Source organism: Kribbella caucasensis (genome assembly GCF_004361855.1).
GTDB lineage: Bacteria > Actinomycetota > Actinomycetes > Propionibacteriales > Kribbellaceae > Kribbella > Kribbella caucasensis.
Genome location: NZ_SNWQ01000001.1, coordinates 578,636 through 601,458, shown reverse-complemented (window position 1 = coordinate 601,458; position 22,823 = coordinate 578,636). Strand labels below are relative to the sequence as shown.

Below are 22,823 nucleotides of genomic sequence, written 5' to 3'. Positions count from 1 at the left end.
CCGCCGGCTGCGCGGCTCGGCGGTATCTGTCGGAGGCGGCTCCTAGGATCGCCCGGTGCCGTTACGCCTGGGGACTTCGTTGGGGCCGGATTTTCGCCGACTGTGGACCGCCAACGCGGTGAGCGCCACCGGGACTGCGATCGGATACAGCGCCCTGCCCCTGGTCGCGGTGCTCGTGCTCGACGTGACCACCTTCCAGGTCTCGCTGCTGGCCGCGTTGTCGGCGATCGCGGGGGCGGCGATCGCGTTGCCGTCGGGCGGATTCATCGAGCGGCGCCGGAAGCGGCCGGTGATGATCGCGGCCGACCTGATCCGGTTCGCGGCGCTGGTGAGCGTTCCGATCGCGGCGGCTTTCGGTGTGCTCACGTATGTCCAGCTCTGCGTGGTCGGCGTACTGCAGGCCGCTGCCATGATCGCCTTCCAAGCGGCGAGCGGCGCTCATCTCAAGGCACTGGTTCAGCCGGAGGACCGCGCCGAGGCGAACGGCCGGTTCGAATCGGCCTTCTGGGTCACGATGAGCGTTGGCCCACCGATTGGTGGCGCGCTGGTGGGCCTGATCGGAGCGACCGCGACCCTGGTGGTGGACGCCGTGTCGTTCCTGCTGTCCGCGCTCGGAATTCGCGGGATCCGTCAACCAGAGCCGGAGCCCACCCCTACCGAGCAGAAGCCTGACTTCCGGGCGGGGTGGCGGTACATCCTCAACCACCGCGTACTCCGCGCCCTGTTCTGGAACTCGGCCCTGTTCGGCGGAGCGGTGATGATGACCTCGCCGCTGCTCACGGTCTTCATGCTGCGCGATCTGGGCATGGCGCCCTGGCAGTACGGCGTTGCGCTGGGCGTGCCGTGTCTCGGCGGTGTGCTAGGCGCTCGCCTGGCGCCGTGGCTGACCCGTCGATACGGGCTGCGCCGGATGCTGATCGTCTTCGGCGTACTACGGACGCCGTGGTTACTGTTGTTGCCTTTGGCAACGCCGGGGGTGGATGGCCTGGTGCTGATCGTGCTGGCCGAGACCGGTTTGCTGGTCGCCTCGGGAGTGTTCAACCCGTCCTTCGCGACCTACCGGATGGAGGCGACCGAGGACGGTTTCATGGCCCGGGTGATCTCGTCCTGGGCGATCACCTCGCGTTCTGTGCAACCTGCGTTCATGGCCGCAGGTGGTGCTCTGGCCGGCCTTGTCGGGCTACGCCCGACCCTGCTGATCGCCGGCGCGTGCTGTCTGGTGAGCGCCGTGATCCTCCCGTGGCGCTCCGCAAGTCCGACCCGCACACCCGAACCAGACCTGACAGCGAGTTAGTCGTGCGCGGGCTGCTGCGGTACGGTCCGGCCATGGCGTCCGCCGCACCGACACCGGACAAGGCTCAGCGCACCACGACCACGCTGCTCTGGACCAGCTCAGTCCTGTGCCTGCTGATCGGGCTGTTCCTCGTCTCGGACATCACGTCGTCGCACGCCAAGTACGGTCCGCTCGCCTGGGTGGGTGTGGGTCTGTCCACCCTCATGATCCTTGCGCTCACCGCGACCTACGCCGCCTGCGCCCTCAATCGGCTCCAGTTGACGCAGTCGCTGACCGGTCGCCTGACGCTCTTCCACGCCACCACGCTCTGCCTGGTGACGGCGGTCGGCGCCGACATCCTCATCCCGGACCGCGACACCGGCGCCCTGGCCCTGTTGCTCCCATGGGGCATCACCTACTGGCTCCACAACCTGAAGCCCAAACCCACCGACGCCTGACGCCTGACCATCTACGCCGACTACCCGCACCCAGCAGGCGGCCGCAACCACAGACCCGCAGTACCGGCGGCTATTTCAGGCGTGCGCGCAGGTAGTCGATGTCCGCCTTCTGCCCGTTCTCCGCGTTCGGGGTCTCGACCACGACCGGGGCGCCCGCGGCCTGCACCACCGCGACGATGTCGGCCGGGTCGATGTGGCCCTCTTCGAAGTTGCTGTGCCGGTCGGCGCCGGAGCCGAACTCGTCCCGTGATCCGTTCGCGTGCACCAGGTCGATCCGCCCGGTGATCGCCAGCACCTTCTCCACGATCGTCGGCAGCTCCTCGCCGGCGGCGTGGAAGTGGCACGTGTCGAGGCAGAAGCCGACGTTCTCCAGGCGGTCGTTGCCGGACGACTGGACCGCGTCCCACAGCCGGGCGATCCGGTCCAGCTGGCGGGCCATCGCGTTCTCCCCGCCGGCCGTGTTCTCGATCAGCAGTGGCACCGGCAGCTCGGCCCGCTCGATGCACTTGCGCCAGTTCTCGAACCCGGCCTCCGGGTCGTCCTCGTCGCCGACGTGTCCGCCGTGCACGATCACGCCCTTGACCGCGATCTCGGCCGCCTTGTCGAGGGTCTGCTGGAGCAGCTTCCGGCTCGGGATCCGGATCCGGTTGTTCGTGTTCGCCACGTTCAACCGGTACGGCGCGTGCACGTACAGGTCGACGCCCGCGGCGGCGGCCCGGTCTCGCAGCGCCTCCTCGCCGTCGGCGTACGCGAGCTTCGGCGCCCTGTAGTCCTGCGGGTTGCCGAGGAAGAACTGCACCAAGTCGGCGCCCCGATCAGCGGCCTCGGCCAGCGGGTCTTCCTGATCGACATGCGCACCCAGCTTCAAACTCATGCCACCCACCCTAGAACTGCCCACCGACAGTACTGAAACCTTCCCCGCCCCACCGCCCCGATCTCAGGAGCCCCATCCCGCCGAGCGCGTCACCGGCCGGGATTCGTCGCTGGGTGGCTGGACCGGGCGACCTTCGAATTCTGTCGACAGGACCACGTGGGTGTTCATCTCGCCGTGTTCGCCGAGGCGTTCGAAGAGGCCTTCGAGGTGGCGCATGGAGGTGACCCGGACGCGGAGCATCGAGCAGGAGTTGCCGCTGAGCTTGTGGATCTCGAGTACCTCGGGGAAGTCTTCAGCGCGCGTGGTCTTCAGCAGACACCGTCCGGTCGTGCACCGCATCTGGACGAAGGCGGACAGCGGTTGACCGGCCCGGGCCGGATCCACCTGGGCCCGGTAGCCGGCGATCACGCCGGACTCCTCCAGCCGGCGTACCCGGTCTGCCACCGCGGGTGGTGACAGGTTGACCCGCTTGCCGAGCTGGTTGAACGACAGCCGCCCGTCGGCCTGCAGTTCGGCGAGGATCTGCCAGTCGGTCGCGTCCAGATTCCGCTCCTGAAAGGTCATCTCCTCAGAACACCTTCGACATCGGCCCTCCGCAAGGCCGAACGCCTTACTTCATGCATTCAGCGACGCCGGCCGCCTTCCTAGCGTGTTGGACATGCTGATCCCCGTCGTTCTGGCCGCCGCCCTGATGAACGCCGCCATGGTCGCCGCAAGCGCGGTGAGCACCATCCTGATCTCCGACGAACTGAGCCCCGGCCTGGCCGGTCTCCCCAACACAGCCGGGGTACTGGGCACGGCGGCCGGTGCGCTCGCCGTCGGTAGCTGGACCGCCCGGCTGGGACGCGCTCAGGCACTCCGCACCGGGTACGGCGTCGGTGTCGCAGGCGCAGCGCTGACGGTGCTGTCCGCAGTCGGCGCACACGTGGTTCTGCTCTTCGCCGGCATGTTCCTGCTCGGTGCCGGGAACGCGGCGAGCCTCCTGTCCCGGTACGCCGCCGCTGACGCGGTACCAGCCTCCCGGCGCGCGTCCGCCATGAGCACAGTCGTCTGGGCCAGTACTGCGGGAGCGGTCGGCGGACCGTTCCTCCTGGCACCCTCACAGACCTTCGCCACAGCTATGGGCTTACCGGCAATCGCCGGACCGTTCCTGCTCGCAGTAGCTGCTGTCTTCTCCGCACTGGTCGCGTCCAGCTACATCCGGGTCGACTCCGCGGCCGACCCGCGACCGGACCACCGCGAGTACCCGTCCGCGGCTCGACGTACGCCCGCAGTCCTAGCCGCTGGTGTGATGGTCGTGGGGCATCTGGTGATGGTCGCGCTGATGACCGCCGTACCGGTGCACGCTCATCACCACGGGGACGGGCTCGGCCTACTCGGGGTGATGTTGTCCGCGCACACCTTCGGCATGTTCGCACTGGCTCCGCTGACCGGCTGGTGGATCGACCGGGCCGGGCCTCGACCTGTGATGCTCACCGGACTCGCCACTCTGCTCGTCGCCGCCGTACTCGTCGCGCAACCTGGCATGACCTTCACGCCTGCCCTGTTCCTGCTCGGCTACGCCTGGAACCTCTGCTATCTCGGCGGCAGCGCGCAGCTGGTCAGCCTCGGTGTCGCTGCGCCCGCCGACCTGGAGAGCAAGGTCGAGTCGTCCATCTGGACCGTCTCCGCGCTGGCCACCGCAGCCTCGCCCTGGCTCTTCACCCAGGGTGGTTTCGCACTGCTCAGCGTCGCCTCGGCGGTTCTCACGATCCCGTTGCTCGTGCTTGTGCTGCGCCGTACCCGGGTTGACGAGCGAGTGGCAGTCGATGACGGAGAGTGACTGGAATTGCCCTGTGGATATGGTCAGTCGGGTGTCGCCACGCTGGTATTCTTTCACTGTGGCCCGGTCCATCGACCGGGCTGCTTGCTTGGCGTCGACGGCGATTGTCGGCACCGGGCAACCCGCATCGCCCTCCTGCCACGGAGAGACCGTGGCCGCCAAGTCCGAAGGAGGTGGAGTTCGCGCATGCGTCGTTATGAAGTCATGGTGATCCTCGACCCTGAGCTCGAAGAGCGCACCGTGGAGCCGTCCCTCGACCAGTACCTGAACATCGTCCGCAAGGAAGGTGGCACGGTCGAGAAGCTCGACATCTGGGGCCGGCGCAAGCTGGCCTATGACGTGAAGAAGAAGGCCGAAGGCATCTATGCCGTCATCGACCTGACCGCCGAGCCGGCGGTGGTGAAGGAGCTCGACCGTCAGCTCACGCTGAACGAGTCGATCCTCCGGACCAAGGTCATCCGGCCGGACCAGCACTGACCCTGGGGTCGTCAGCAGCCATCGGTTCTGTCGGCGCCAGCCGCTACTGATAGTTGTTGACAAAGCCACACCCGAAAGCAGGAGGAACGGCAATGGCAGGCGAACCACCCATCACCCTGATCGGAAATCTGACGGGTGATCCGGAACTGCGGTTCACGCCCTCGGGGGCCGCGGTGGCGAATTTCACCGTCGCGTGTACTCCGCGGACGCTGGATCGGCAGACCAACGAGTGGAAGGACGGGGAGACCCTCTTCATCTCGTGTGCGGTGTGGCGTCAAGTTGCCGAGAACGTTGCCGAGTCCCTGCAACGCGGTGCCCGGGTCGTCGTTCACGGTCGTCTGAAGGCGAGAAGCTACGACGATCGCGACGGGAACAAGCGCACCGTTTTCGAGTGTGACGTCGAAGAAATCGGCGCCAGCATGCGCTACGCGACCTTGAAGATTTCCAAGACGTCGCGCTCCGACGGCGGCGGCTTCGGGGGTGGCGGCAACCAAGGTGGTGGCTACGGCGGCAACCAGGGTGGTGGCCAGGGCGGCGGTGGCGGCCAGGGTGGCGCCCCGCAGAACGACCCCTGGGCGACCCCCCAAGGTGGCGGTGGCCAGGGTGGTGGCGGCCAGTCCGCCCCGCAGAACGACCCCTGGGCGAACCAGGGCGGCGGCTCGATGGAAGAGCCTCCGTTCTGATCCGCCGCAGGGCGACCAACACTCAAAAGTGACCATTCCGGCACCTGTGCCGGGCTCTAGTAGGAGGAGAGCACCACAATGGCCAAGATCATTCGGAAGCCGAAGAAGAAGATCTGCGGCTTCTGCAAGGACAAGGCGACGTACGTCGACTACAAGGACACCGCGCTGCTGCGGAAGTTCATCTCGGACCGCGGCAAGATCCGCGCCCGCCGGGTGACCGGGAACTGCGTGCAGCACCAGCGCGATGTGGCGACGGCAATCAAGAACGCTCGTGAGGTGGCCCTGCTGCCGTACACGAGCACGGCTCGCTGAGGGAGGTCTGAGACATGAAGCTCATCCTGGCGCAGGAGGTCGAGGGCCTCGGAGCTCCCGGCGACATCGTCGAGGTGAAGGACGGCTACGGCCGCAACTACCTGGTTCCGCGTGGGCTGGCCATCGGCTGGACCCGCGGCGCGGAGAAGCAGATCCAGTCGATCAAGCGGGCGCGTGACGCCCGTGCGATCAAGGGCAAGGAGCACGCGAGCGAGGTCAAGAACCAGCTCGAGCAGCTCGGCGTCAAGCTGGACGTGAAGGCCGGCGAGACCGGTCGGCTGTTCGGTTCGGTCACCCCGGCGGATGTCGCCGGCGCGATCAAGGCCGCCGGTGGGCCGTTGGTGGAGAAGCGGGCGATCGCGATCGCCACGCCGATCAAGACCACCGGCAAGCACCAGGTCACCGTGCAGCTGCACCCGGACGTCGCCGCGACCGTCCGGCTCGAGGTGGTCGCCGGCTGACCAGCCGGTCCGCTTCACCCGAAACACCACAACGGCCCGCTCTCATCGCGAGAGCGGGCCGTTGCGCATGCTCGCTGTCTTTCCTGGCGGCTTATTGCTCTTCCGGAGCGGGCCATTCGGTGGGTCCGGGGTCGGTGCCGTCGCCCGTTTCGGGTGGCTCGATCGTCGGCAGATCAACCGGCCGTGGGTCGGCCCCGCTGCTGTTGACCTCGGTCGCCTGCTCGACTTCGGGCCAGTCCACCGGTCCGGGATCGTCGGCCAGCCCGGTGGCGACGGCCGACACCGGCGAGAACACCAGTACGCCGATCGCCAGCGCCGCCAGCACCCGCCGAGCCACCCGCGCCCCACCCGGCGTACCTGGGGTCACTTCTTGTCCAAGGCGTACAGGACCGAGGCGTGGACGACGATGGCGTGGTTGCCGGCGATCCCCCACGGGCGGGCAGTGTTGGACGGGACCGTCACCGGCTTGCCGCCCGGTGGAACCGCCACCAGATTGCTGGTCAGGTTGCCGAAGATCGTTGTCTGGGTGACGGACAACGGTTCGAAGTCGTCGATCAGGCGGGTCTTCCGGTTGGTCTGGTCGATCAGGCACTCGCCGTAGGCCGCGACCTTGTTGCTGGCGTCCGGCAACCACTTCCAGGTCCTGGGCCGGCTCGAGCCGACGGCGGGGCAGGCGGCCACCATGGAGCCGTCGACGGTCGAGTTCACCGAGGGGATCACCTCGGACGTCTTGGTCTTCCAGATCACCAGGGCACGCCCTGGACTGGCCATCGTGATGTGGTCGATGGCGGTCGCCCCGGGCGGCGGCTTGAGCGCCACGTCGACCAGATCCTTGCCCGGCTGGCTCCAGTAGAGCGGGCCGGCGTACCGGGCGATCAGGGCTTTGTCGCCCTCGGCCAGCAGCATGGTCGACAACCGGGGCTGATTCGGCACCGGACGCAGTTCGCCGCCGCTCACCACGCTGGCGCCCGCCGCACCGTCGTTCAGCAGGACCAGCGGCGAAGTCCCGAAGAACTGGACGCTGGCGCCGTCCGGCAGCTCGACCTCGGTCGACTCGATGCCGTCGCCGGGCCAGTAGAGCAGGCTCTTCGGAGCGGCCACGGCGAGCACCGGCTTGGAGTCGATGGTGGTGTAGACAGGATTCTTCGCGTTCTTCGGCACCTTGTCCTGCCAGAGCACCTTGCCGCTGCTGTCGAAGACGGCGACCTTCTGGTCCGGGGTGAGGATGGCGACCTCACTGCCGTCCGGGGACACCACCGGGGTCGACTTCTCGGCGATGTCGACCGTCCAGCTCGCGTTCGCCGACCAGCCCGGTGGGACCGGCCGGGCCACGAACTGGTCCGGCCCGACCTTCGGCGCCGGCAACTCCGGCAGCTTGTTGGCGGCGGGTGGCTTCGGGTCGCCGCCCGAGCCGCGCACCACGAGCAGGTACACCGCCGTACTGCCGACCAGCACGATCGCCAGCGCGGCCGCGACGATGATCGGCCAGATCGGCTTGTCCGACTTGGTCGACACCTCGATCGCCTCGACCTGGCCGTCCGGGTGGATGACCAGCGGCCAGGACGCGCCGTCGGACTCGACCGCGGTCGCCTTCACCGCGCGGCCGAGCTGCGCCGCGCGCTCGGCCACCAGGCCGATCGCGGCCTGGCGGGGATCGTGGTGGTTCACCGGGTGGCTGCGGCCGGCGATCTTCACTTCGGCGTTGTGATCGTCGTAAAGCCGGATTGTGACCTTCGGCCATGACGGGATGCCTTTGTCAGCCATGGTCACCCCTCATCACAGCCACACGTCTCCCTCGATCGACGGCCAGTCACGGCCACGTTCTAGCATGTCCTCGCCCGAAGCCCATGCCTGCCCGCCCGGCTGCATGCCGTTCCGCGAGCCGGGCCGGCTCGTCTGACCCCGAAAAGGGGGTAGAAACATCCTCGCCTGTGGATGGGTCACGCCAGTACACCCGGATAGCGAGAGAATACTGAGGGCGACAGCCTGTGACACACCGCGAGAGGAGGGGCCATGACACAACCGCAGCAGAATCCGTGGACTCGGCAGCAGTCGCCGCAACAGGGCACGGCGGAGCCGCCGCAGCCCGGCCCCTCGCGGCCGTCCGACGGTCCCCCGCGCGGCCCCTCCGCCCCCCAGCACGGCGTTCCGGCGCCCGCCGAGGACCAGCGGCTGCCGAAGTTCGCCATCCCGGCCGCGGACACGCTCTGGTGGGTCGGCGTGCACGGTGGCGCCGGCGAGACGACCATGTCACTGCTGCTGCCCGGCACCCGCGCGGCCGGCCATCGCTGGCCGATCCCGCCGCCGCCGGTGCCGACCCCGGTGGTCCTGGTGGCCCGCACCCACGGCTCCGGTCTGCGCGCCGCGCAGCGGGCCGCGATCGAGTGGGCGTCCGGTGTGGTCCAGGGTGTCGCGGTGCTGGGCCTGGTTCTGATCGCGGATGCCCCGGGCCGGCTGCCCCGGGTGCTCGACGACTTCGCCGACATCGTCGGCGGAGGGGTGCCCAGGGTCTGGGACATCCCTTGGATCGAGGAGTGGCGAAGGGGGGAGGATCCCACGCCAGAGAACACGCCAGACGAAGTGTTCGAAGTACTTGAATCCATCTACGCTCTTCGCGCGTCAAACCCCGCGGACTACCCCGCCCCATACTGAAAGGTTCGATTGCACATGTTGGCAAAGTTCGTACCGCTGCTCGTTCCGATGGAAGACCTGCCGGACGGTGTGCAGGGCAAGGTCGACGAGGTGATCGGCTGGGTCTCCACCATCGCCATGTCGCTGTGCATCCTCGGTGTCATCATCGCCGGCGCCATGATGGCGATCGGTCAGCGCCGCGGTGAAGGTGGCGAGCACGCTGCTCGTCTCGGCTGGGTGCTGGCCGGCTGCATCGTGATCGGTACCGCCTCGGCGTTCGTCACCGCGCTGGTATGACCGAGCCGCGCACCGCCCTGCTCGGCCTGATGCGGGGCTGATTCGCCGATGGCTTTGTTCAGTGGCCGCGACTCCTCCGACGGTGACGCCGACGCGGAATCCTCCTCCCCCTGGGAGAGCCCGGGTTTCGTCGCGTCGGCGATCATCGTCGGAGCGGTGGTGGTGTGCGCCATCGTTTGGCTGGTGGTCAGCGGTGGCGGTGACGATTCCGGCGCACAGCCGTCGGCGTCGCCGAGCTTGGTCGAGCCGACCGAGCAGCCCACCGAGCCCACTGAACCCCCGGCCACGCCGGGACAGCCGACGGCCAAGCCGACCCCGCCACCGCTCAACTCCGGCACCGGCGGGTGCAAGAACAAGAACCCTGATCAGCGCGTCCCGCGGGTGGCCCCGCCGGCTGTCAGCTGGCAGTTCGAGACCGACATGCTGGTCCCGCTACAGGCGGCCGGCGGTCCGGCCTCGACCGACGCCAACGGGCTGCGGCACTGTTTCGCCCACTCGCCGACCGGTGCCGTGCTGGCTGCGATGGTGACGCTGGGCCAGATCCGCAACCCGGACCTGACCGAGGCGGTCCTGCAGGAGCGGATCGTGCCCGGCCCGGGCCGCACCCGGGCGCTGACCGCGGCCAGAACCTCCCCGACCCCTCGGAACAGCGAAGCGGAGACCGCGCAGTTCGTCGGGTTCAAGGTGGTCGACTACCTGCCGAACCGGGCGATCGTCTCGATCGCGGTGCAGATCGGCAACACGAAGGTGGCCGCGTTGCCGGTCACCCTGATGTGGACGGACGGCGATTGGCGAGTCGTCCTGCAAGCCGACGGCAGCTTCAACGGTGAGGTCGCGCCGGATGTGCTGCAGTCGCTCGAGGGCTACGTCCGGTTCGGAGGCGCGTGATGATCGTTCTCGGCTGTTCGTGGGCGCCCTGGGACTGGGGAGACTGCGTCACGGAGTTCCTCGGCAAGGCGCTGGAAAGCGTCGTCGGCAGCATCTTCAAGTTCGTCTTCGACGCGATCAAGCACGTCGTGATCCTGGCCGTCGAGGCGGTGATGAAGGCGGTCGGCACGCTGTGGGTCGACATCGACACCGGGGATGTGGGAGCCAACAGCGCCGTCGACTTCGTCCAGCAGCGGACGCTCTGGATCGTCGTCTTCGCGGCGACCCTCGCGATGATCATCGGCGGCGTGCGGATGGCGGTCTCGCAGCGTGGCGAGCCGGTCCGCGACATCCTGAAGAGCCTGCTCACCATGGTGATCGTGTCCGGAGCCGGCGTCGCCTTCGCGTCGAGCCTGATCCAGATCTCCGACATCTTCTCCGAGTGGATCATCGACGAGGCGATCGACACCGGGACCTTCTCCGACCGGGTCGGCTCGATTATCGTCAACCCGCTGCGGACCGAGGGTGTCGGGCTGATGCTGGTCATCGTGATCGGCATCCTGATGGTGATCACCTCGCTGGTCCAGCTCGCCCTGATGGTGATCCGGTACGGCATGCTGATCCTGCTCGTCGGCGTCCTGCCGCTGACCGCGGCGGCGACCAACACCCAGGCCGGGATGGCCTGGTTCAAGAAGTCGGTCGCCTGGCTGGCGGGCTTCATCCTGTACAAACCGGTCGCCGCGCTGATCTACGCGGCCGCGATCAAACTGATCGGCAGCCCGTACGGCGCGCCCAACGAGACGCTCGCGGTCATCACCGGCGTGACGATGATGATGCTGTCGGTCGTGGCGCTGCCCGCCATCCTGCGTTTCGTCTCCCCGCCGACCGGAGGCTGACAATGCTCCCCCTGCTCTGTGACGACGGCTGGCTCGACTGCATCAAGGACTTCCTGCTGGCTGCACTGACCCCTGCTGTAGAGGCGTTGATTGCGTTGATCTTCGATCCCATTCTCAGCGCCCTTGCCGACGCCGTCGGCAAGGTGATGACCACCATCGGCACCTTCTGGATCTTCGTCGACACACCGGCCGTCGGTAACCGCGATGGTGAGCCGGCCAGCGCCACCGTCGGCTGGATCTGGGAGCGCACCGAGTGGATCGCGGTCTTCGCCGCGATCATCGGGATGATCGTCGCGGGTGCCCAGATGGCCTGGTCGCACCGCGGCGACGGGATGCGGGACCTGCTCCGCTCGCTGATCACGCTGGCGATCGCGTCGACCATGGCGGTCGCGATCGCCCAGGTCATGATCGAGATCGGTGACCAGTTCTCCAAGTGCATCGTCGCGACGGCCCTGGACACGGACGCGACCACCGGCTGGACCTGCTCGATCGCCGCGGCGAACGGGCAGTCGTTCGGTGATGCGATGACTGTGCTGCTCGGCCTGTCCGTCGCCGCCGGACCGGTCGGGATCGGGCTGATGATCACCATCGCGATCATCACCCTGCTCGCCTCGGTGATCCAGATCGTCCTGATGGTGGTCCGGAGCGCGATGATGATCCTGCTGCTCGGCATTCTGCCGATCGCGGCCGCGGCCACCAACACCGAGATGGGCAAGGCCTGGTTCAGCCGGGTGACGGCGTGGTTCGTCGCGTGGTGGCTCTACAAGCCGGTCGGCGCGCTGATCTACGCGACCGCGATCAAGCTGACCGGCGCCGCGTTCGAGGAAGGAGAGCGGAACGGTCCGCTCGCTTTCACCGCGCAGGATCCCGGCACCCAGATCATGAACATGGTCACCGGCGTGACGCTGCTGATGCTCGCCTTGTTCGCACTGCCGGCGCTGATGAAGTTCCTTGTGCCGATGGTTTCTGCGACAGCGGGCTCGGCGGGAGCGGGCGCGCTCGCGGCCAAGATGGTCGGCGCGGACGGGGTCGCGGACAAGGTGTCCAAGTCCGCTGACAGCGAGGGCGACGGCCCGTCCGGCTCCCGCAACGTCCCCCGCTCCAGCCAGTCCCCCTCGCAGAGCTCCAGCCCCAGCGGCTCGCAGAACAGCTCACCGCCCAGCGGCAGTACCGGTGGCGCAAGTGGCAGTACCGGTGGCAGTTCCGGTGGCGCCAGTGTTAGTACCGCAGGTGGCAGCGGGAGTGCCGCCGGCAGCAGCGCTGCCGGCGGTAGTGCGGCTGCGGGTGGCAGTGCGGCTGCGGGTGGTAGTGCGGCTGCCGGTGGCGCGGCCGCAGGCGGAGGCGCGGCGGCCGGTGGTGCCGCTGCGGGCGCCGGTGCCGCAGCCGGCCCGGTCGGCATCGCCGTCGTGGCGGCAGCCATAGCGGCCAAGAAGGTCTTCGACACGATCAAGGAAGGCACCGAGGACGTGGCCGGCGAGATCGAGGATGAGGGACCAAGTGGCAGCAGCTGACAGCGTACGGAGCGCACCGAGGACCTACGGCAACTGGCGCGCGCCCGCCTCCGCGGGTATCGCCGGACTGGGCACGCTCGGCACCGGCATCATGATGGGCGGCCTGGTGATGACCATGATCGCCATCCTGGCCGCCGGCGTCCTCGGCGCGGTGGTGACCCTCGCGCTGGTGGGCACCCTCCTACTGATGCTGATGACGAAGGACAAGCACGGGCACTCGGCCCTGCAGAGGCTCTCGACCCGGATTGGATGGCAGCGAGCGAAGATGGCCAAGCACAATCACTACCGGTCCGGCCCGCTCGGGCGGACGGCGTGGGGCAAGTTCCAGCTGCCCGGGCTGGCCGCCGCCTCTCAGTTGAGCGAGTTCCAGGACTCGTACGGCCGGCCGTTCGCACTGCTGTACTACCCCAGCACCCGGCACTTCACCGTCATCATCAACGCCGAGCCCGACGGCGCCTCGCTGGTCGATGAGGATCAGATCGACGTCTGGGTGGCGCACTGGGGCCACTGGCTCGCGTCACTCGGCCACGAGCCGGGCATCATCGCCGCTTCGGTGACGGTGGAGACCGCGCCGGACACCGGCATCCGGCTCCGCCGCGAGGTCGGCCAGAACATGCGCGAGGACACCCCGGCGATCGCCCGGGCGATGTTGTCCGAGGTGCTCACGACCTACCCCGAGGGCTCGGCGCTGGTGTCGGCCCGGGTGGCGCTGACCTTCAAGGGCACCGACCGGAACGGCAAGAAGCGCAAGGAAGAGGACATGGGCCGCGAGCTCGCGTCCCGGCTCCCCGCGCTGACCCAGAGCCTGAACTCCACCGGTGCCGGTGCGGCCCGGCCGGTCAACGCGCAGGAGCTCTGCGAGACCATCCGGATCGCCTACGACCCGGCGGCCGCGGTACTGATCGACGAGGCGCGCGGCCAGGGGATGTCCCCGGAGTTGCAGTGGACCGATGTCGGTCCGGCCGGGGCCCAGGCGTTCTGGGACAAGTACCGGCACGACAGCGCGTGGTCGATCAGCTGGGCGATGACCCAGGCGCCGCGCGGTGAGGTGTTCTCCTCGGTGCTGTCCCAGCTGGTCGCTCCACACCCGGACATCGACCGCAAGCGGGTCACGCTGCTCTACCGCCCGTTGGACGCGGCCACCGCTGCCCGGATGGTGGAGGCGGACAAGCGCAACGCTTCCTTCCGCGCCACCGCGTCGTCCCGGCCGTCGGCCCGCTCGATGGCAGAGGCCAGGGCCGCGGACCGAACCGCGCAGGAGGAGGCCCGTGGTGCGGGTCTGATCAACTTCGGCATGGTCGTCACCGGCACGGTGATGACGGCCGAGCAATTGCCCGACATGGTCGCCGCGATGGACAACCTGGGCGCCACCGCCAGGGTGCTGCTCCGCCCGGCCTACGGTTCGCAGGACTCTGCCTTCGTCGCGGCGCTGCCGCTCGGCGTCGTGATGCAGAGCCACCTCTCGGTGCCGGCCGGGCTCAGGGAATCGCTGTGAACCGGAGGGAGCCGCGATGAGCAAGAAGAAGAAGCCGGTCGACCCGCTGCGTGGCGGCAAACGCCCGATGCCGCGGGGCTGGCCCGGTATGGGCGCCGGCTACTCGACCTACCTGCAGGCTCCCGCCGAGTGGCGCGGTACGACGGTCCAGGTGTGCGGCATGTGGCCGTTCGCCGCCGGTACCGGGTCTCCGATGGTCGGCGTTCCGATCGGCCGCAACATCCTGTCCGGCGCGACCATGTGCTGCGACCCGATCAGCTGGTTCATGCGGGCCAAGCTGATCTCGAACCCGTCCATGTTCGTGCTCGGCAAGCCTGGTCTGGGCAAAGCGCTCGACGTCGACTCCCAAATCCCGACCCCCGACGGCTTCCGCCGGATGGCCGATCTGCAGCCAGGCGACTTCGTGTTCGATGCGAATGGCCGACCGACCGCCGTAGTCGCCGTTTCGGAGGTGATGACAGACCGGGAATGCTGGGAGCTGACCTTCTCCACTGGCGAGACCATCGTCGCCGATGCGGAGCATCTGTGGAGCACTGAGACGGTTGAGGATCGGCGACGGAACTGGGTCGAGCGGAATGTTCCTCGTAAGCGTCTCGCGGCCGGCTCCGAGGCCGAGCTGGCAGCTGTTGGTGACGCCCGGACCAAGCTCGGAGACGAGCCTGTCTCGGTCCGGGACCTCACCCGCGCCCTCGGTTGGAATGGGACCACTCGCGAGAGCGCCGTGTATCGGTGGGCCGGCAGGGTGCAGCCGATCCGCAGCAATGGCAGCAGGCGTTGGTACGACGCGGCATCGCTGATCAGCGCAGTCGATGAGGCACTGCGCAGGACGAAGAACGATCAGCGGGCTCGGACGCCGGATAATACGCCGATCACCACCGCGCAGATCGCGGCGACGCTGACGGCCGGTGGCAAGGCCAACCACGCCATCCGCGTGATGCCAGGTCTCTCCTTGCCCGAGGCGCAACTGCCGCTCGATCCGTATGTGCTCGGTGCCTGGCTCGGGGACGGACACAGCGCAGCGCCAAGGCTGACGACGATTGATCAGGGCATTGTCGATCGGATCCGGGCGGCTGGCATCGAGTGCGAGCCGAACGGCCACCTGCTCTACCGGCTGTCGATTCCGGGGACCTACCGGCAGAAGGGCGTCGGTCTGACGGAGGTGCTTCGAGAACTCGGCGTGCTGGGCAACAAGCACATCCCTGCGTCGTACCTGCGTGCATCGGATGGACAGCGGCGAGAACTTCTGGCCGGCCTGCTCGACACGGATGGCACGGTCTCCCCGGCCGGTGGGCAAGTCCAGTACACCTCTACCTGCCGGGGGCTGGCCGAGAATGTCCTCGAACTTGTCGCCAGCCTCGGCTACCGGCCTACCCTTCGCGAAGGCCGGGCGATGCTGAATGGCCGAGACTGTGGCCCCGTGTGGAAGATCGGCTTCACCACCACGGACGAGGTGTTCGGGCTCCAGCGGAAAGCTGCTGTCCACGCGGAACGGACTGTCGGTCAGCCTGCTCGTACTTCACGCCGCTATGTGGTTGCGGCTCGCAAGGTGGCATCGAGGGCCGTGCGATGCATCCAGGTCGCGAACGCCGACGGCCTGTACCTGGCTGGGCGGACCTTCATCACCACCCATAACTCGACGATCACCCGCCGGATGGCCCTCGGCATGGCCGGGTACGGCATCCAGCCGCTGGTACTGGGTGACCTCAAGCCCGACTACAAGGACCTGATCGAGGCGCTCGGCGGCCAGGTCATCCAGCTCGGCCGCGGTCGCGGTCACCTCAACGTGCTGGACCCCGGTGAGTCTCGCGGGGCGGCGCTGCGGCTGACCGGCAGTGCCCGGCAGGCGATCCAGGCCGACGCGCACGGCCGCCGCCAGACGATGGTCTCCGCGCTGATCTCGATCATGCGCTCCGCGCCTCCCTCGGACCGCGAGGAGACCATCATCGACGAGGCGCTCAAGGTGCTGGACGAGCGCCACACCCACGGCACGCCCGTACTGCGGGACCTGCTGAAGGTGATCCAGGACGCCCCGGACCGGGTCCGCAACGTCGCCCTGGACCGCGGCAGCATGGACCGCTACCGGGAGGTCACCGAAGGCCTGGAGGCCTCGATGATCGGTCTGGTCGGCGGCGGCCGGCTCGGCGAGATCTTCTCCGAGCAGACCGACAACCCGATGCAGATGGACCGCCCGGTCGTCTTCGACGTGTCCAACATCGACGACTCCGAGACCAACCTGCAGGCCGCCGTGCTGCTCGCCTGCTGGTCCTACGGCTTCGGCGCGGTCGCCGTCTCCCAGGCGCTGGCCGACGCCGGCCTGGAGCCCCGGCGGCACTACTTCGTCATCCTCGACGAGCTCTGGCGGGTACTGCGGGCCGGTCGCGGCCTGGTCGACCGGGTCGACGCGCTGACCCGGCTGAACCGTCAGCGTGGTGTCGGGATGGCGATGATCTCGCACACCATGTCCGACCTGCTGGCCCTCGAGCACCCGGAGGACCGGATGAAGGCGAAGGGTTTCGTCGAGCGGTCCGGCATGGTGATCTGCGGTGGTCTGCCGCGCGCCGAGATGGAGAACCTGACCGCCGTCGTACCGCTGTCCGAGGAAGAGCAGAACATGCTGATCGGCTGGCAGGACCCGCCGGCCTGGGACCCGGCCACCGGGGAGGAGGCCGCGCCGCCCGGACGAGGCAACTTCCTGGTCAAGGTCGGTGGCCGGCCGGGTATCCCGGTGCACGTCGGGCTGACCTCGGTCGAGCGCGAGATCAACGACACCAACAAGCTCTGGAAGACCGGCGAGGACGGCCGCCCGATGAAGGTGGAGATCGCCGAGGACGGTACCGAGGAGGTCGTCGCGGAGTACGGCTTCGACGGCCCGGCGCAGTTGCCGCCACCCGACCCGGCCACGCGGGTGGTCGCCAGAACGGGAGTTGAGGACTAGTGGCACAAGGCAGGAAGAGCACCGGTCCCGGCGGATTGTCCGTCGAGTCGGTGCTGGTGTTCATCGGCATCGGCCTGTTCGCCATCGTGCTCGGCGGCGTCTGGTCCTCGCTCAAGATCGCAGCCGCGATCAACGACACCCGGCCGGTCTCGGGTAATCCGGTCAGCGCCCTGATCGACCTGATGGACGGCACCACCCGCTGGTCCGGCGTGGCCACCGCCATGCTGCTGCTGGAGGTGCTGCTGCTCGGCGGCCTGGTCGGGCTCGGCTTCTTCCTGGTCCGCCGGAATCAGGGCAAGTCGTCCCGGGTGGACAAGTCCGCGATGCTGATGTCGAAGCGCCAGGACATCCGCAAGATCACCCGCGAGGGCGCCCAGGAGATCGCGAACCGGCTCGGCGCCGGTCACGCCGGACCCGGGGTGCTGATCGGGCGGACCGTACGGGACAACCTCGAGGTGTTCGGCTCCTGGGAAGACATGCACGTCGACATCTGGGGTCCGCGAACCGGTAAGACCACCTCCCGCGCCGTACCGGCGATCCTGGACGCCCCCGGTGCCGTCATCGCCACCTCGAACAAGCGCGACATCGTGGACGCCTCCCGCGGCCCGCGGGAGAAGTTCGGGCCGGTCTGGGTGTTCGACCCGCAGGAGGTGTGCGCCGAGGAGCCGAACTGGTGGTGGAACCCGCTCAGCTACGTCGTCGACGAGGTGAAGGCGCGTGAGCTGGCGGAGCACTTCGTCGCGTCGCAGCGCAAGGAGAGCGCCCAGACGGACGCGTTCTTCGATGCCGCCGGCACCGATCTGCTGGCCGGCCTGCTGCTGGCGGCGGCGGTTGCCAAGCGCCCGATCACGCAGGTCTACAGCTGGCTCGCGGACCAGCGCAACGACGAGCCGGAGCGCATCCTGCGCAACACCCCCGGTCTGGAGTTGTCCGCGCACGCGCTGGCCGGTGTCATCAACGCGCCGGACAAGCAGCGCGCCGGTGTCTACGGCACGGCCCAGCAGAGCGCGCAGTTCCTGATCAACCGCACCGTCACCCGCTGGGTCACCCCGCAAGGGCCGAATGACAACCGCCCGCAGTTCAACCCGCACCAGTTCGTCCGCGAGGGCGGCACGCTGTACAGCCTGTCCAAGGAAGGCGCCGGTACCGCGGGCCCGCTGGTCACCGCGATGACGGTGGCCGTGGTCGAGGCGGCCGAGGACTACGCGAAGACCTGCCCGATGGGCCGGATGCCGAGCCCGCTGGTCGGCGTCCTGGATGAAGCGGCGAACGTCTGCCGCTGGAAGAACCTGCCCGACCTGTACAGCCACTACGGCTCCCGCGGCATCGTGCTGATGACGATCCTGCAGTCCTGGGCGCAGGGGATGGAGTGCTGGGGTGAGCGCGGGATGGAGAAGCTCTGGTCGGCCGCGAACATCCGGGTGTACGGCGGCGGTGTGTCCGACGCGAACTTCCTCGAGCGGCTGAGCAAGCTGATCGGCGACTACGACATCGTGTCCAGCTCGGTCTCGTACCAGAAGGGCGAGCGGGGTACCAGCCGGCAGACCCAGCGGCACCACATCATGGAGGTGTCCGATCTGGCCTCGATGCCGCCCGGACGGGCCGTGGTGTTCCCGTCGGGAATCCCGGCGACGATGATCAGAACGGTTCCGTGGATGGCACGTCCGGACGCGCCCGCGGTGAAGGCCTCGTTCGCGAAGTACGACCCGGGCGCGGCGCAGGCGGCCATTCCCCAGGGCGGTGGCGCGAACGCCTGGGTGGCGGCCGGTCGGCCGCAGGCGGGGCCGCCGCAGCCGGCGGCTCCGCAGGTCCCGCAATGGGAGCAGCAGAACGAGGAGCAGCGGCGTGGATGGTGACCAGGAGCTCTTCTATCCCCACGTCGCCGCCTTCGTCGAGGACCGGCTGGTCTACCTGTACTCGCGTCGCCTCGGTCAGCAGTTCGTCTGGTGCCCGGAGTGGTACCGGCACGCCGAGGCACTGAGCCGGCTCGACTCGATCTGGCGGGCCTGGGAACACCTGCGGCTCGACCCGGCGACCGGGATGTCGGTCTGGTGGCGCGACCACGCGGACCCGCACATGATGGCGCTGCTCGACCCGGACGGCCCGTTCGCGGCCTGCCGCTCTGCGCACACGGACTACCCGATCCCGCCGCTGCCGGTGGAGGAGCCGCCGTCCGGCCTGTTCTTCGACCAGCGCCAACCGAACCTGCGCGGGATCTAGTAGGGCTCTGGCAGACCCATCAGCTCGCCCAGGCGGGCGAGCTGATGGTCGAGGTGGCCCGCGAACTGGGTGACGGTGTTGGTGAACTGGCCGAACAGTTCGAGACTCACCAGGCCGCACAGCGAGGAGAACGCAAGCAGACCGCGCCCGAGCACTTCGGGTGGGAGTTCGCCGGGTAGGCCCGGCCTTAGCCGCTCCAGTTCGCGGTGGAGTGCTGCCGTCATCGGTGGATCGTCCGCCGACGGCTTGAGGTCGGCATCCGCCAGCAGAGTGAGCAGGAGCAGGGGGACCCGGCTCCCGGCCTCGGTCGTGCGCTCTGGTGGCGCGTGGTACCCCGGGACCGGGCTGCCGTAGAGCAGCGCCCACTCCGCCGGGTTGGCGACGGCCCAGCGCCGTACTGCGCGCCCAAGGGCGAGCCAACGCCGGCCGAAATCGTCCCTCTTGCAGCGTGATTCCGCAGCCTGCACCGCGTCGCCGAAGCTGTTGTAGGACTCGGCGATCAGCAGCGTGAGCAACTCGTCGCGGCTCGGGACGTACCGGTAGATCGCCGACGAGACCAGCCCGAGCTCGCGGGCGATCGCGCGTAACGACAGCCCGGCGCTGCCCTCGGTCCCGAGCTGCCGGTGCGCGATCCGCAGGATGTCGGCCATCGTCTGCTCGTGCGCCAGTTGCCGTGGGGTCGGTGCCATGATCTGATCCTAGCCTCAAATAGAGAGCAGTGCTCTTGCTTTGCGTCGCCGGGAGCCGCATACTGGCAGCAAGAGAGAGCGGTGCTCTCTGAAATCTGGGAGGGTGAAGCGATGTCGGAGATCTGGCGCTGGATCAACCTGGGGCTGGCGTTCGTGGTGGAGTTGGTGGCGCTCGGCGTCTTCGCCTGGTGGGGTTGGCGGACGGGTAACAGCACCCTTGTCCGGCTGCTGCTCGCGATCGGGTTGCCGCTGATCACCGCGTTCGTGTGGGGACTCTTCGCCGCGCCGACCGCCTCCTACGGCAATCCGGTGATCACCGCGATCGTCAAGGTCGCCATGTTCGGGCTGGCGGGGCTGGCGTTGTGGAGCCTGGACCACCGCATCCTGGCGGTCGTCTTCGTTGTGGTCGTCGAATCGAACCTCTTGGTCATCCGCGTCGGCGACCTGACCGCTGGCACCTCACCGACGATCCAGCGCACCACCGAGTGATCAGCCGGGCCTCGTGATCAGTCGCCGAGGCCGAAGTTACCGAGTTCCTTGTCCTTGAACTTCTTCTTCTTGACGTTCTTCCGGGCCACGGGTGTCCGCGGTGGCTTGAAGGCGGCCTCGGCGGCCGGTGGTTGCTCAGGGCGCCGAGCCTCGGAGGCCTGCAGCCGGCGTTCCTGGCCGTCGGCGCTGTAGGAGTCGGCGGTGGCGTCGTCGTAGCGGGCCCGGTTGGTCTCGATCCTCGCGGACGCCCGGTAGCGGTCCGCCTTGGCTCGATCCGCGTCCGCTCTCGGATCGTCCCGCCCGGCCGCCCCGGCATCGAGGGCTGTCGCCCGGCTGCGGTCCTGGCGGGCCAGCCTGCGTTCGGCATCGGCGCGGGAGCGGAAGTTGTCACGAGCCAGGTCATCGCTGCGGGCCAGCCGCAAGGCTTCAGCCACCTCGGCATCGCGCCGGCTCAGGTCGCGACGGCGGGCGATCTCCAGGTCACGTTCTTCGAGGGCGTCCTGCTCGAGTTCCTCGCGGAGTTGGCGGGCCTCGGTCTCGCGATCGGCGTCGGCCTCTTCCTCGTCCGCCGTGTTGAGGGCCTCCTGCCGGGTCAGGTCGGCACCGGCCTCCCACTCCTTCGCCCGACGGTCCACCCCAGCGGCACGCTCACCAGGGGCGCCCTCGCCGTCCTCCTCGCGCCCAGCCGGCTCGAGTTCGGACATCCGCTCGTCGTCGTCAGTGTCGGCCATGCCGCTCCTTCCGTCTGAAACACCATGCCGCACGAACAGGTCAGCCGCCCAGGCCTCGCCCGCTACCCCAAGCCATCCAGTCCCCTCGCGTTATCCCGCTACCTCCGCTGTCTGCTGACGTCAACGGACGGCGCCGGTGACGAGCCAGGCGTCACGGCGTTCTCGGGTGAGCAGAGTGATCAGACGCAGCAACATGAACCCACCGAACGCCCACCACAGCGCCACCACCCCGCCGTCGAACCACAGCACGCTCAGCGCGAGCGGTACGTACAGCACCAGCGCGATCACGCCCGCCACCGCCAGGTACGGTCCGTCGCCTGCGCCGATCAGCACTCCGTCCAGTACGAACACGACCCCGTTGACCGGCTGCCAGATCGCCGCGACCAGCAGTACGGCGGCCAGCGCATGCCGCACCTCCGGGTCCTCCGTGAACCACGGCACGTAGATCCCCTTGAGCCCCCACAACACGAGCCCGCCGACGAAACCCGAGACCAGCCCCCACCACATCATCCGCCGGGTGATCGCCCGCGTACCTTCGACGTCACCCGCGCCGAGCGCCCGACCGGTCAGCGCCTGCGCCGCGATGGCGATCGCGTCCAGCGCCAGCGCGAGGAACGACCACAACGTGAACGCCACCTGGTGCGCCGCGACGGACGTCGTACCGAGATCCGTGGCGACGAAGGTGGCCAGCACGATCGCGACCCGCAACGTCAGCGTCCGTACGACGAGCGGCACGCTCGCCTGCGCCGACGCCACGATGCCCGGGCGGTCCGGACTCAGCTTGGCGCCATCCCGTCGAGCCCCGCGAACCACAACCACCACCAGGGCGACCCCGGCCGCGGTCTGGGCGATCGTGGTGCCCAGCGCGGAGCCGGCGATGTCCAGGTCGAGTCCGTAGACCAGGAGCAGGTTCAGCCCGATGTTGGCCAGGTTCGCGCTGATGGCGACGACCATCGGGGTCTTGGTGTCCTGCAGACCCCGCAGTACGCCGGTCGCCGCGAGCAGCAGGAGCATCGACGGGATCCCCAGACACGAGATCCGCAGGTACGTGACAGCGTGATCGGCCACATCCGGGGACGGGTCGAAGGCCGCGATCGCGGTGGGCGCCAGCAGTAGTCCGGCAACGGCCAGTACGACGCCGAGCAGCAGGGCGAGCCAGAGTCCGTCGATCCCCTGCGCGAGTGCTCCGCGGTGATCACCGGCACCGATTCGCCGGGCCACGGCCGACGTCGTGCCGTAGGCGAGGAACACGCAGACCCCGACCAGCGTCTGCAGGATCGTCCCGGCGACGCCCAGTGCCGCGAGTTGCGGCGTACCGAGGTGTCCGACGATGGCCGAGTCGGCCAGCAGCATCAGGGGTTCGGAGACGAGGGCGAAGAACGCCGGCACCGCCAGCCGCAGGATCTCCCGATCCTGGGCTTTCACGCGGGCGCGGTCGCCGGTCGACGCCCCGGCGTGTCGGGGCGGGTGGGTGTCGACCAGCCGGCCATGCGCATGTGGCTCATTCTGCCTGCCGCCGCCTGTGCACAGACAACCGGACCGAGTGTCCCGTTAGCGGGTTTCGAAACTTTTTCTTCTCCACACCTGTGCGCGAAGAAAACCGCAGGTCAGAGGCTGTTTGTGGAGAGTTGTCCCCAGATATCCACAGGGATATGCCCAACCTGTGCACACCCGTGGCCCGCGTTTCCCACAACTCATCCAC

The 22,823-nt window shown here is 68.6% G+C and carries 24 protein-coding genes; 17 read left to right on the top strand and 7 right to left on the bottom strand.

Features of this window, described 5'->3' with window-relative positions:
• The first annotated feature begins 55 nt into the window (after nt 1–55).
• Nucleotides 56–1,294, top strand: a complete 1,239-nt coding sequence (locus tag EV643_RS02910) for an MFS transporter (RefSeq protein WP_133798340.1) — start codon at nt 56–58, stop codon at nt 1,292–1,294.
• A gap of 32 nt (nt 1,295–1,326) precedes the next feature.
• Nucleotides 1,327–1,731, top strand: coding sequence for a hypothetical protein (locus EV643_RS02905; protein ID WP_166665289.1), 405 nt, complete (start codon nt 1,327–1,329; stop codon nt 1,729–1,731).
• Nucleotides 1,732–1,801: 70 nt separating this feature from the next.
• Here EV643_RS02905 and EV643_RS02900 read toward each other — a convergent pair whose 3' ends face one another.
• Nucleotides 1,802–2,605, bottom strand: coding sequence for a deoxyribonuclease IV (locus tag EV643_RS02900; protein WP_133798339.1), 804 nt, complete (start codon nt 2,603–2,605; stop codon nt 1,802–1,804).
• 63 nt (nt 2,606–2,668) lie between these two features.
• A complete protein-coding gene (locus EV643_RS02895) occupies nt 2,669–3,169 on the bottom strand; it encodes an Lrp/AsnC family transcriptional regulator (protein ID WP_133798338.1) in 501 nt (166 codons plus the stop codon).
• Nucleotides 3,170–3,263: 94 nt separating this feature from the next.
• On the opposite strand from EV643_RS02895, the gene EV643_RS02890 reads away from it, so the two are divergent.
• The 5 genes from EV643_RS02890 to rplI all read left to right on the top strand — a co-directional run bounded on the left by EV643_RS02890 (nt 3,264) and on the right by rplI (nt 6,360).
• Complete coding sequence (locus tag EV643_RS02890; RefSeq protein ID WP_133798337.1) at nt 3,264–4,427, top strand: MFS transporter; 1,164 nt, start codon at nt 3,264–3,266, stop codon at nt 4,425–4,427.
• A gap of 186 nt (nt 4,428–4,613) precedes the next feature.
• Nucleotides 4,614–4,904, top strand: a complete 291-nt coding sequence (gene rpsF, locus EV643_RS02885) for a 30S ribosomal protein S6 (RefSeq protein WP_012924541.1) — start codon at nt 4,614–4,616, stop codon at nt 4,902–4,904.
• 92 nt (nt 4,905–4,996) lie between these two features.
• Nucleotides 4,997–5,587: a single-stranded DNA-binding protein gene (locus EV643_RS02880; RefSeq protein ID WP_133798336.1), complete on the top strand. Its 591-nt coding sequence runs from the start codon at nt 4,997–4,999 to the stop codon at nt 5,585–5,587.
• 78 nt (nt 5,588–5,665) lie between these two features.
• Complete coding sequence (rpsR, locus tag EV643_RS02875) at nt 5,666–5,899, top strand: 30S ribosomal protein S18 (RefSeq protein WP_133798335.1); 234 nt, start codon at nt 5,666–5,668, stop codon at nt 5,897–5,899.
• A gap of 14 nt (nt 5,900–5,913) precedes the next feature.
• Complete coding sequence (gene rplI / locus EV643_RS02870) at nt 5,914–6,360, top strand: 50S ribosomal protein L9 (RefSeq protein ID WP_133798334.1); 447 nt, start codon at nt 5,914–5,916, stop codon at nt 6,358–6,360.
• Between the two features lie 91 nt (nt 6,361–6,451).
• Here the strand turns inward: rplI and EV643_RS02865 are convergent, their stop codons facing one another.
• Nucleotides 6,452–6,727 (bottom strand): hypothetical protein, encoded by a 276-nt coding sequence (locus EV643_RS02865; protein ID WP_133798333.1) that lies wholly within the window; start codon nt 6,725–6,727, stop codon nt 6,452–6,454.
• On the bottom strand, nt 6,724–8,124 hold the full coding sequence (locus EV643_RS02860) for a hypothetical protein (protein WP_166665288.1): 1,401 nt from the start codon (nt 8,122–8,124) through the stop codon (nt 6,724–6,726). Before EV643_RS02860 ends, EV643_RS02865 begins: the two co-directional genes overlap by 4 nt.
• A gap of 249 nt (nt 8,125–8,373) precedes the next feature.
• Between EV643_RS02860 and EV643_RS02855 the strand changes: the two genes are divergently transcribed.
• From EV643_RS02855 to EV643_RS02815, 9 genes are read left to right on the top strand one after another with little or no spacing between them, the layout of a single operon-like run.
• On the top strand, nt 8,374–9,012 hold the full coding sequence (locus tag EV643_RS02855; RefSeq protein ID WP_133798331.1) for a DUF6668 family protein: 639 nt from the start codon (nt 8,374–8,376) through the stop codon (nt 9,010–9,012).
• 15 nt (nt 9,013–9,027) lie between these two features.
• The gene (locus tag EV643_RS02850) at nt 9,028–9,288 is read left to right on the top strand and encodes a TrbC/VirB2 family protein (protein ID WP_133798330.1); all 261 of its coding nucleotides are present in this window, start codon (nt 9,028–9,030) and stop codon (nt 9,286–9,288) included.
• A 48-nt stretch (nt 9,289–9,336) separates the two neighbouring features.
• A complete protein-coding gene (locus EV643_RS02845; protein ID WP_133798329.1) occupies nt 9,337–10,176 on the top strand; it encodes a DUF8175 domain-containg protein in 840 nt (279 codons plus the stop codon).
• Nucleotides 10,176–11,051 carry a TrbL/VirB6 family protein gene (locus EV643_RS02840; RefSeq protein WP_133798328.1) on the top strand — a complete coding sequence of 292 codons (876 nt, stop codon included), beginning with the start codon at nt 10,176–10,178 and terminating at the stop codon, nt 11,049–11,051. The genes EV643_RS02845 and EV643_RS02840 overlap by 1 nt, the downstream gene beginning before the upstream one ends.
• Nucleotides 11,052–11,053: 2 nt before the next feature.
• On the top strand, nt 11,054–12,562 hold the full coding sequence (locus EV643_RS02835) for a TrbL/VirB6 family protein (protein WP_133798327.1): 1,509 nt from the start codon (nt 11,054–11,056) through the stop codon (nt 12,560–12,562).
• On the top strand, nt 12,549–14,057 hold the full coding sequence (locus tag EV643_RS02830; protein WP_202869356.1) for an SCO6880 family protein: 1,509 nt from the start codon (nt 12,549–12,551) through the stop codon (nt 14,055–14,057). The genes EV643_RS02835 and EV643_RS02830 overlap by 14 nt, the downstream gene beginning before the upstream one ends.
• A 16-nt stretch (nt 14,058–14,073) precedes the next feature.
• Nucleotides 14,074–16,992 carry an LAGLIDADG family homing endonuclease gene (locus tag EV643_RS02825; protein WP_133798326.1) on the top strand — a complete coding sequence of 973 codons (2,919 nt, stop codon included), beginning with the start codon at nt 14,074–14,076 and terminating at the stop codon, nt 16,990–16,992.
• Complete coding sequence (locus tag EV643_RS02820) at nt 16,992–18,848, top strand: type IV secretory system conjugative DNA transfer family protein (protein ID WP_133798325.1); 1,857 nt, start codon at nt 16,992–16,994, stop codon at nt 18,846–18,848. The genes EV643_RS02825 and EV643_RS02820 overlap by 1 nt, the downstream gene beginning before the upstream one ends.
• Nucleotides 18,838–19,212, top strand: a complete 375-nt coding sequence (locus tag EV643_RS02815) for a DUF4913 domain-containing protein (RefSeq protein WP_133798324.1) — start codon at nt 18,838–18,840, stop codon at nt 19,210–19,212. The genes EV643_RS02820 and EV643_RS02815 overlap by 11 nt, the downstream gene beginning before the upstream one ends.
• Here EV643_RS02815 and EV643_RS02810 read toward each other — a convergent pair.
• A complete protein-coding gene (locus EV643_RS02810) occupies nt 19,209–19,901 on the bottom strand; it encodes a TetR/AcrR family transcriptional regulator (protein WP_133798323.1) in 693 nt (230 codons plus the stop codon). The two genes, EV643_RS02815 and EV643_RS02810, sit on opposite strands and share 4 nt — an antisense overlap.
• 111 nt (nt 19,902–20,012) lie before the next feature.
• On the opposite strand from EV643_RS02810, the gene EV643_RS02805 reads away from it, so the two are divergent.
• Complete coding sequence (locus EV643_RS02805; protein ID WP_133798322.1) at nt 20,013–20,390, top strand: YrdB family protein; 378 nt, start codon at nt 20,013–20,015, stop codon at nt 20,388–20,390.
• Between the two features lie 17 nt (nt 20,391–20,407).
• Here EV643_RS02805 and EV643_RS02800 read toward each other — a convergent pair whose 3' ends face one another.
• Nucleotides 20,408–21,121 carry a hypothetical protein gene (locus tag EV643_RS02800; RefSeq protein ID WP_133798321.1) on the bottom strand — a complete coding sequence of 238 codons (714 nt, stop codon included), beginning with the start codon at nt 21,119–21,121 and terminating at the stop codon, nt 20,408–20,410.
• A gap of 120 nt (nt 21,122–21,241) precedes the next feature.
• Nucleotides 21,242–22,546, bottom strand: a complete 1,305-nt coding sequence (locus EV643_RS02795; RefSeq protein WP_133798320.1) for an MATE family efflux transporter — start codon at nt 22,544–22,546, stop codon at nt 21,242–21,244.
• Nucleotides 22,547–22,823 lie beyond the last annotated feature (277 nt).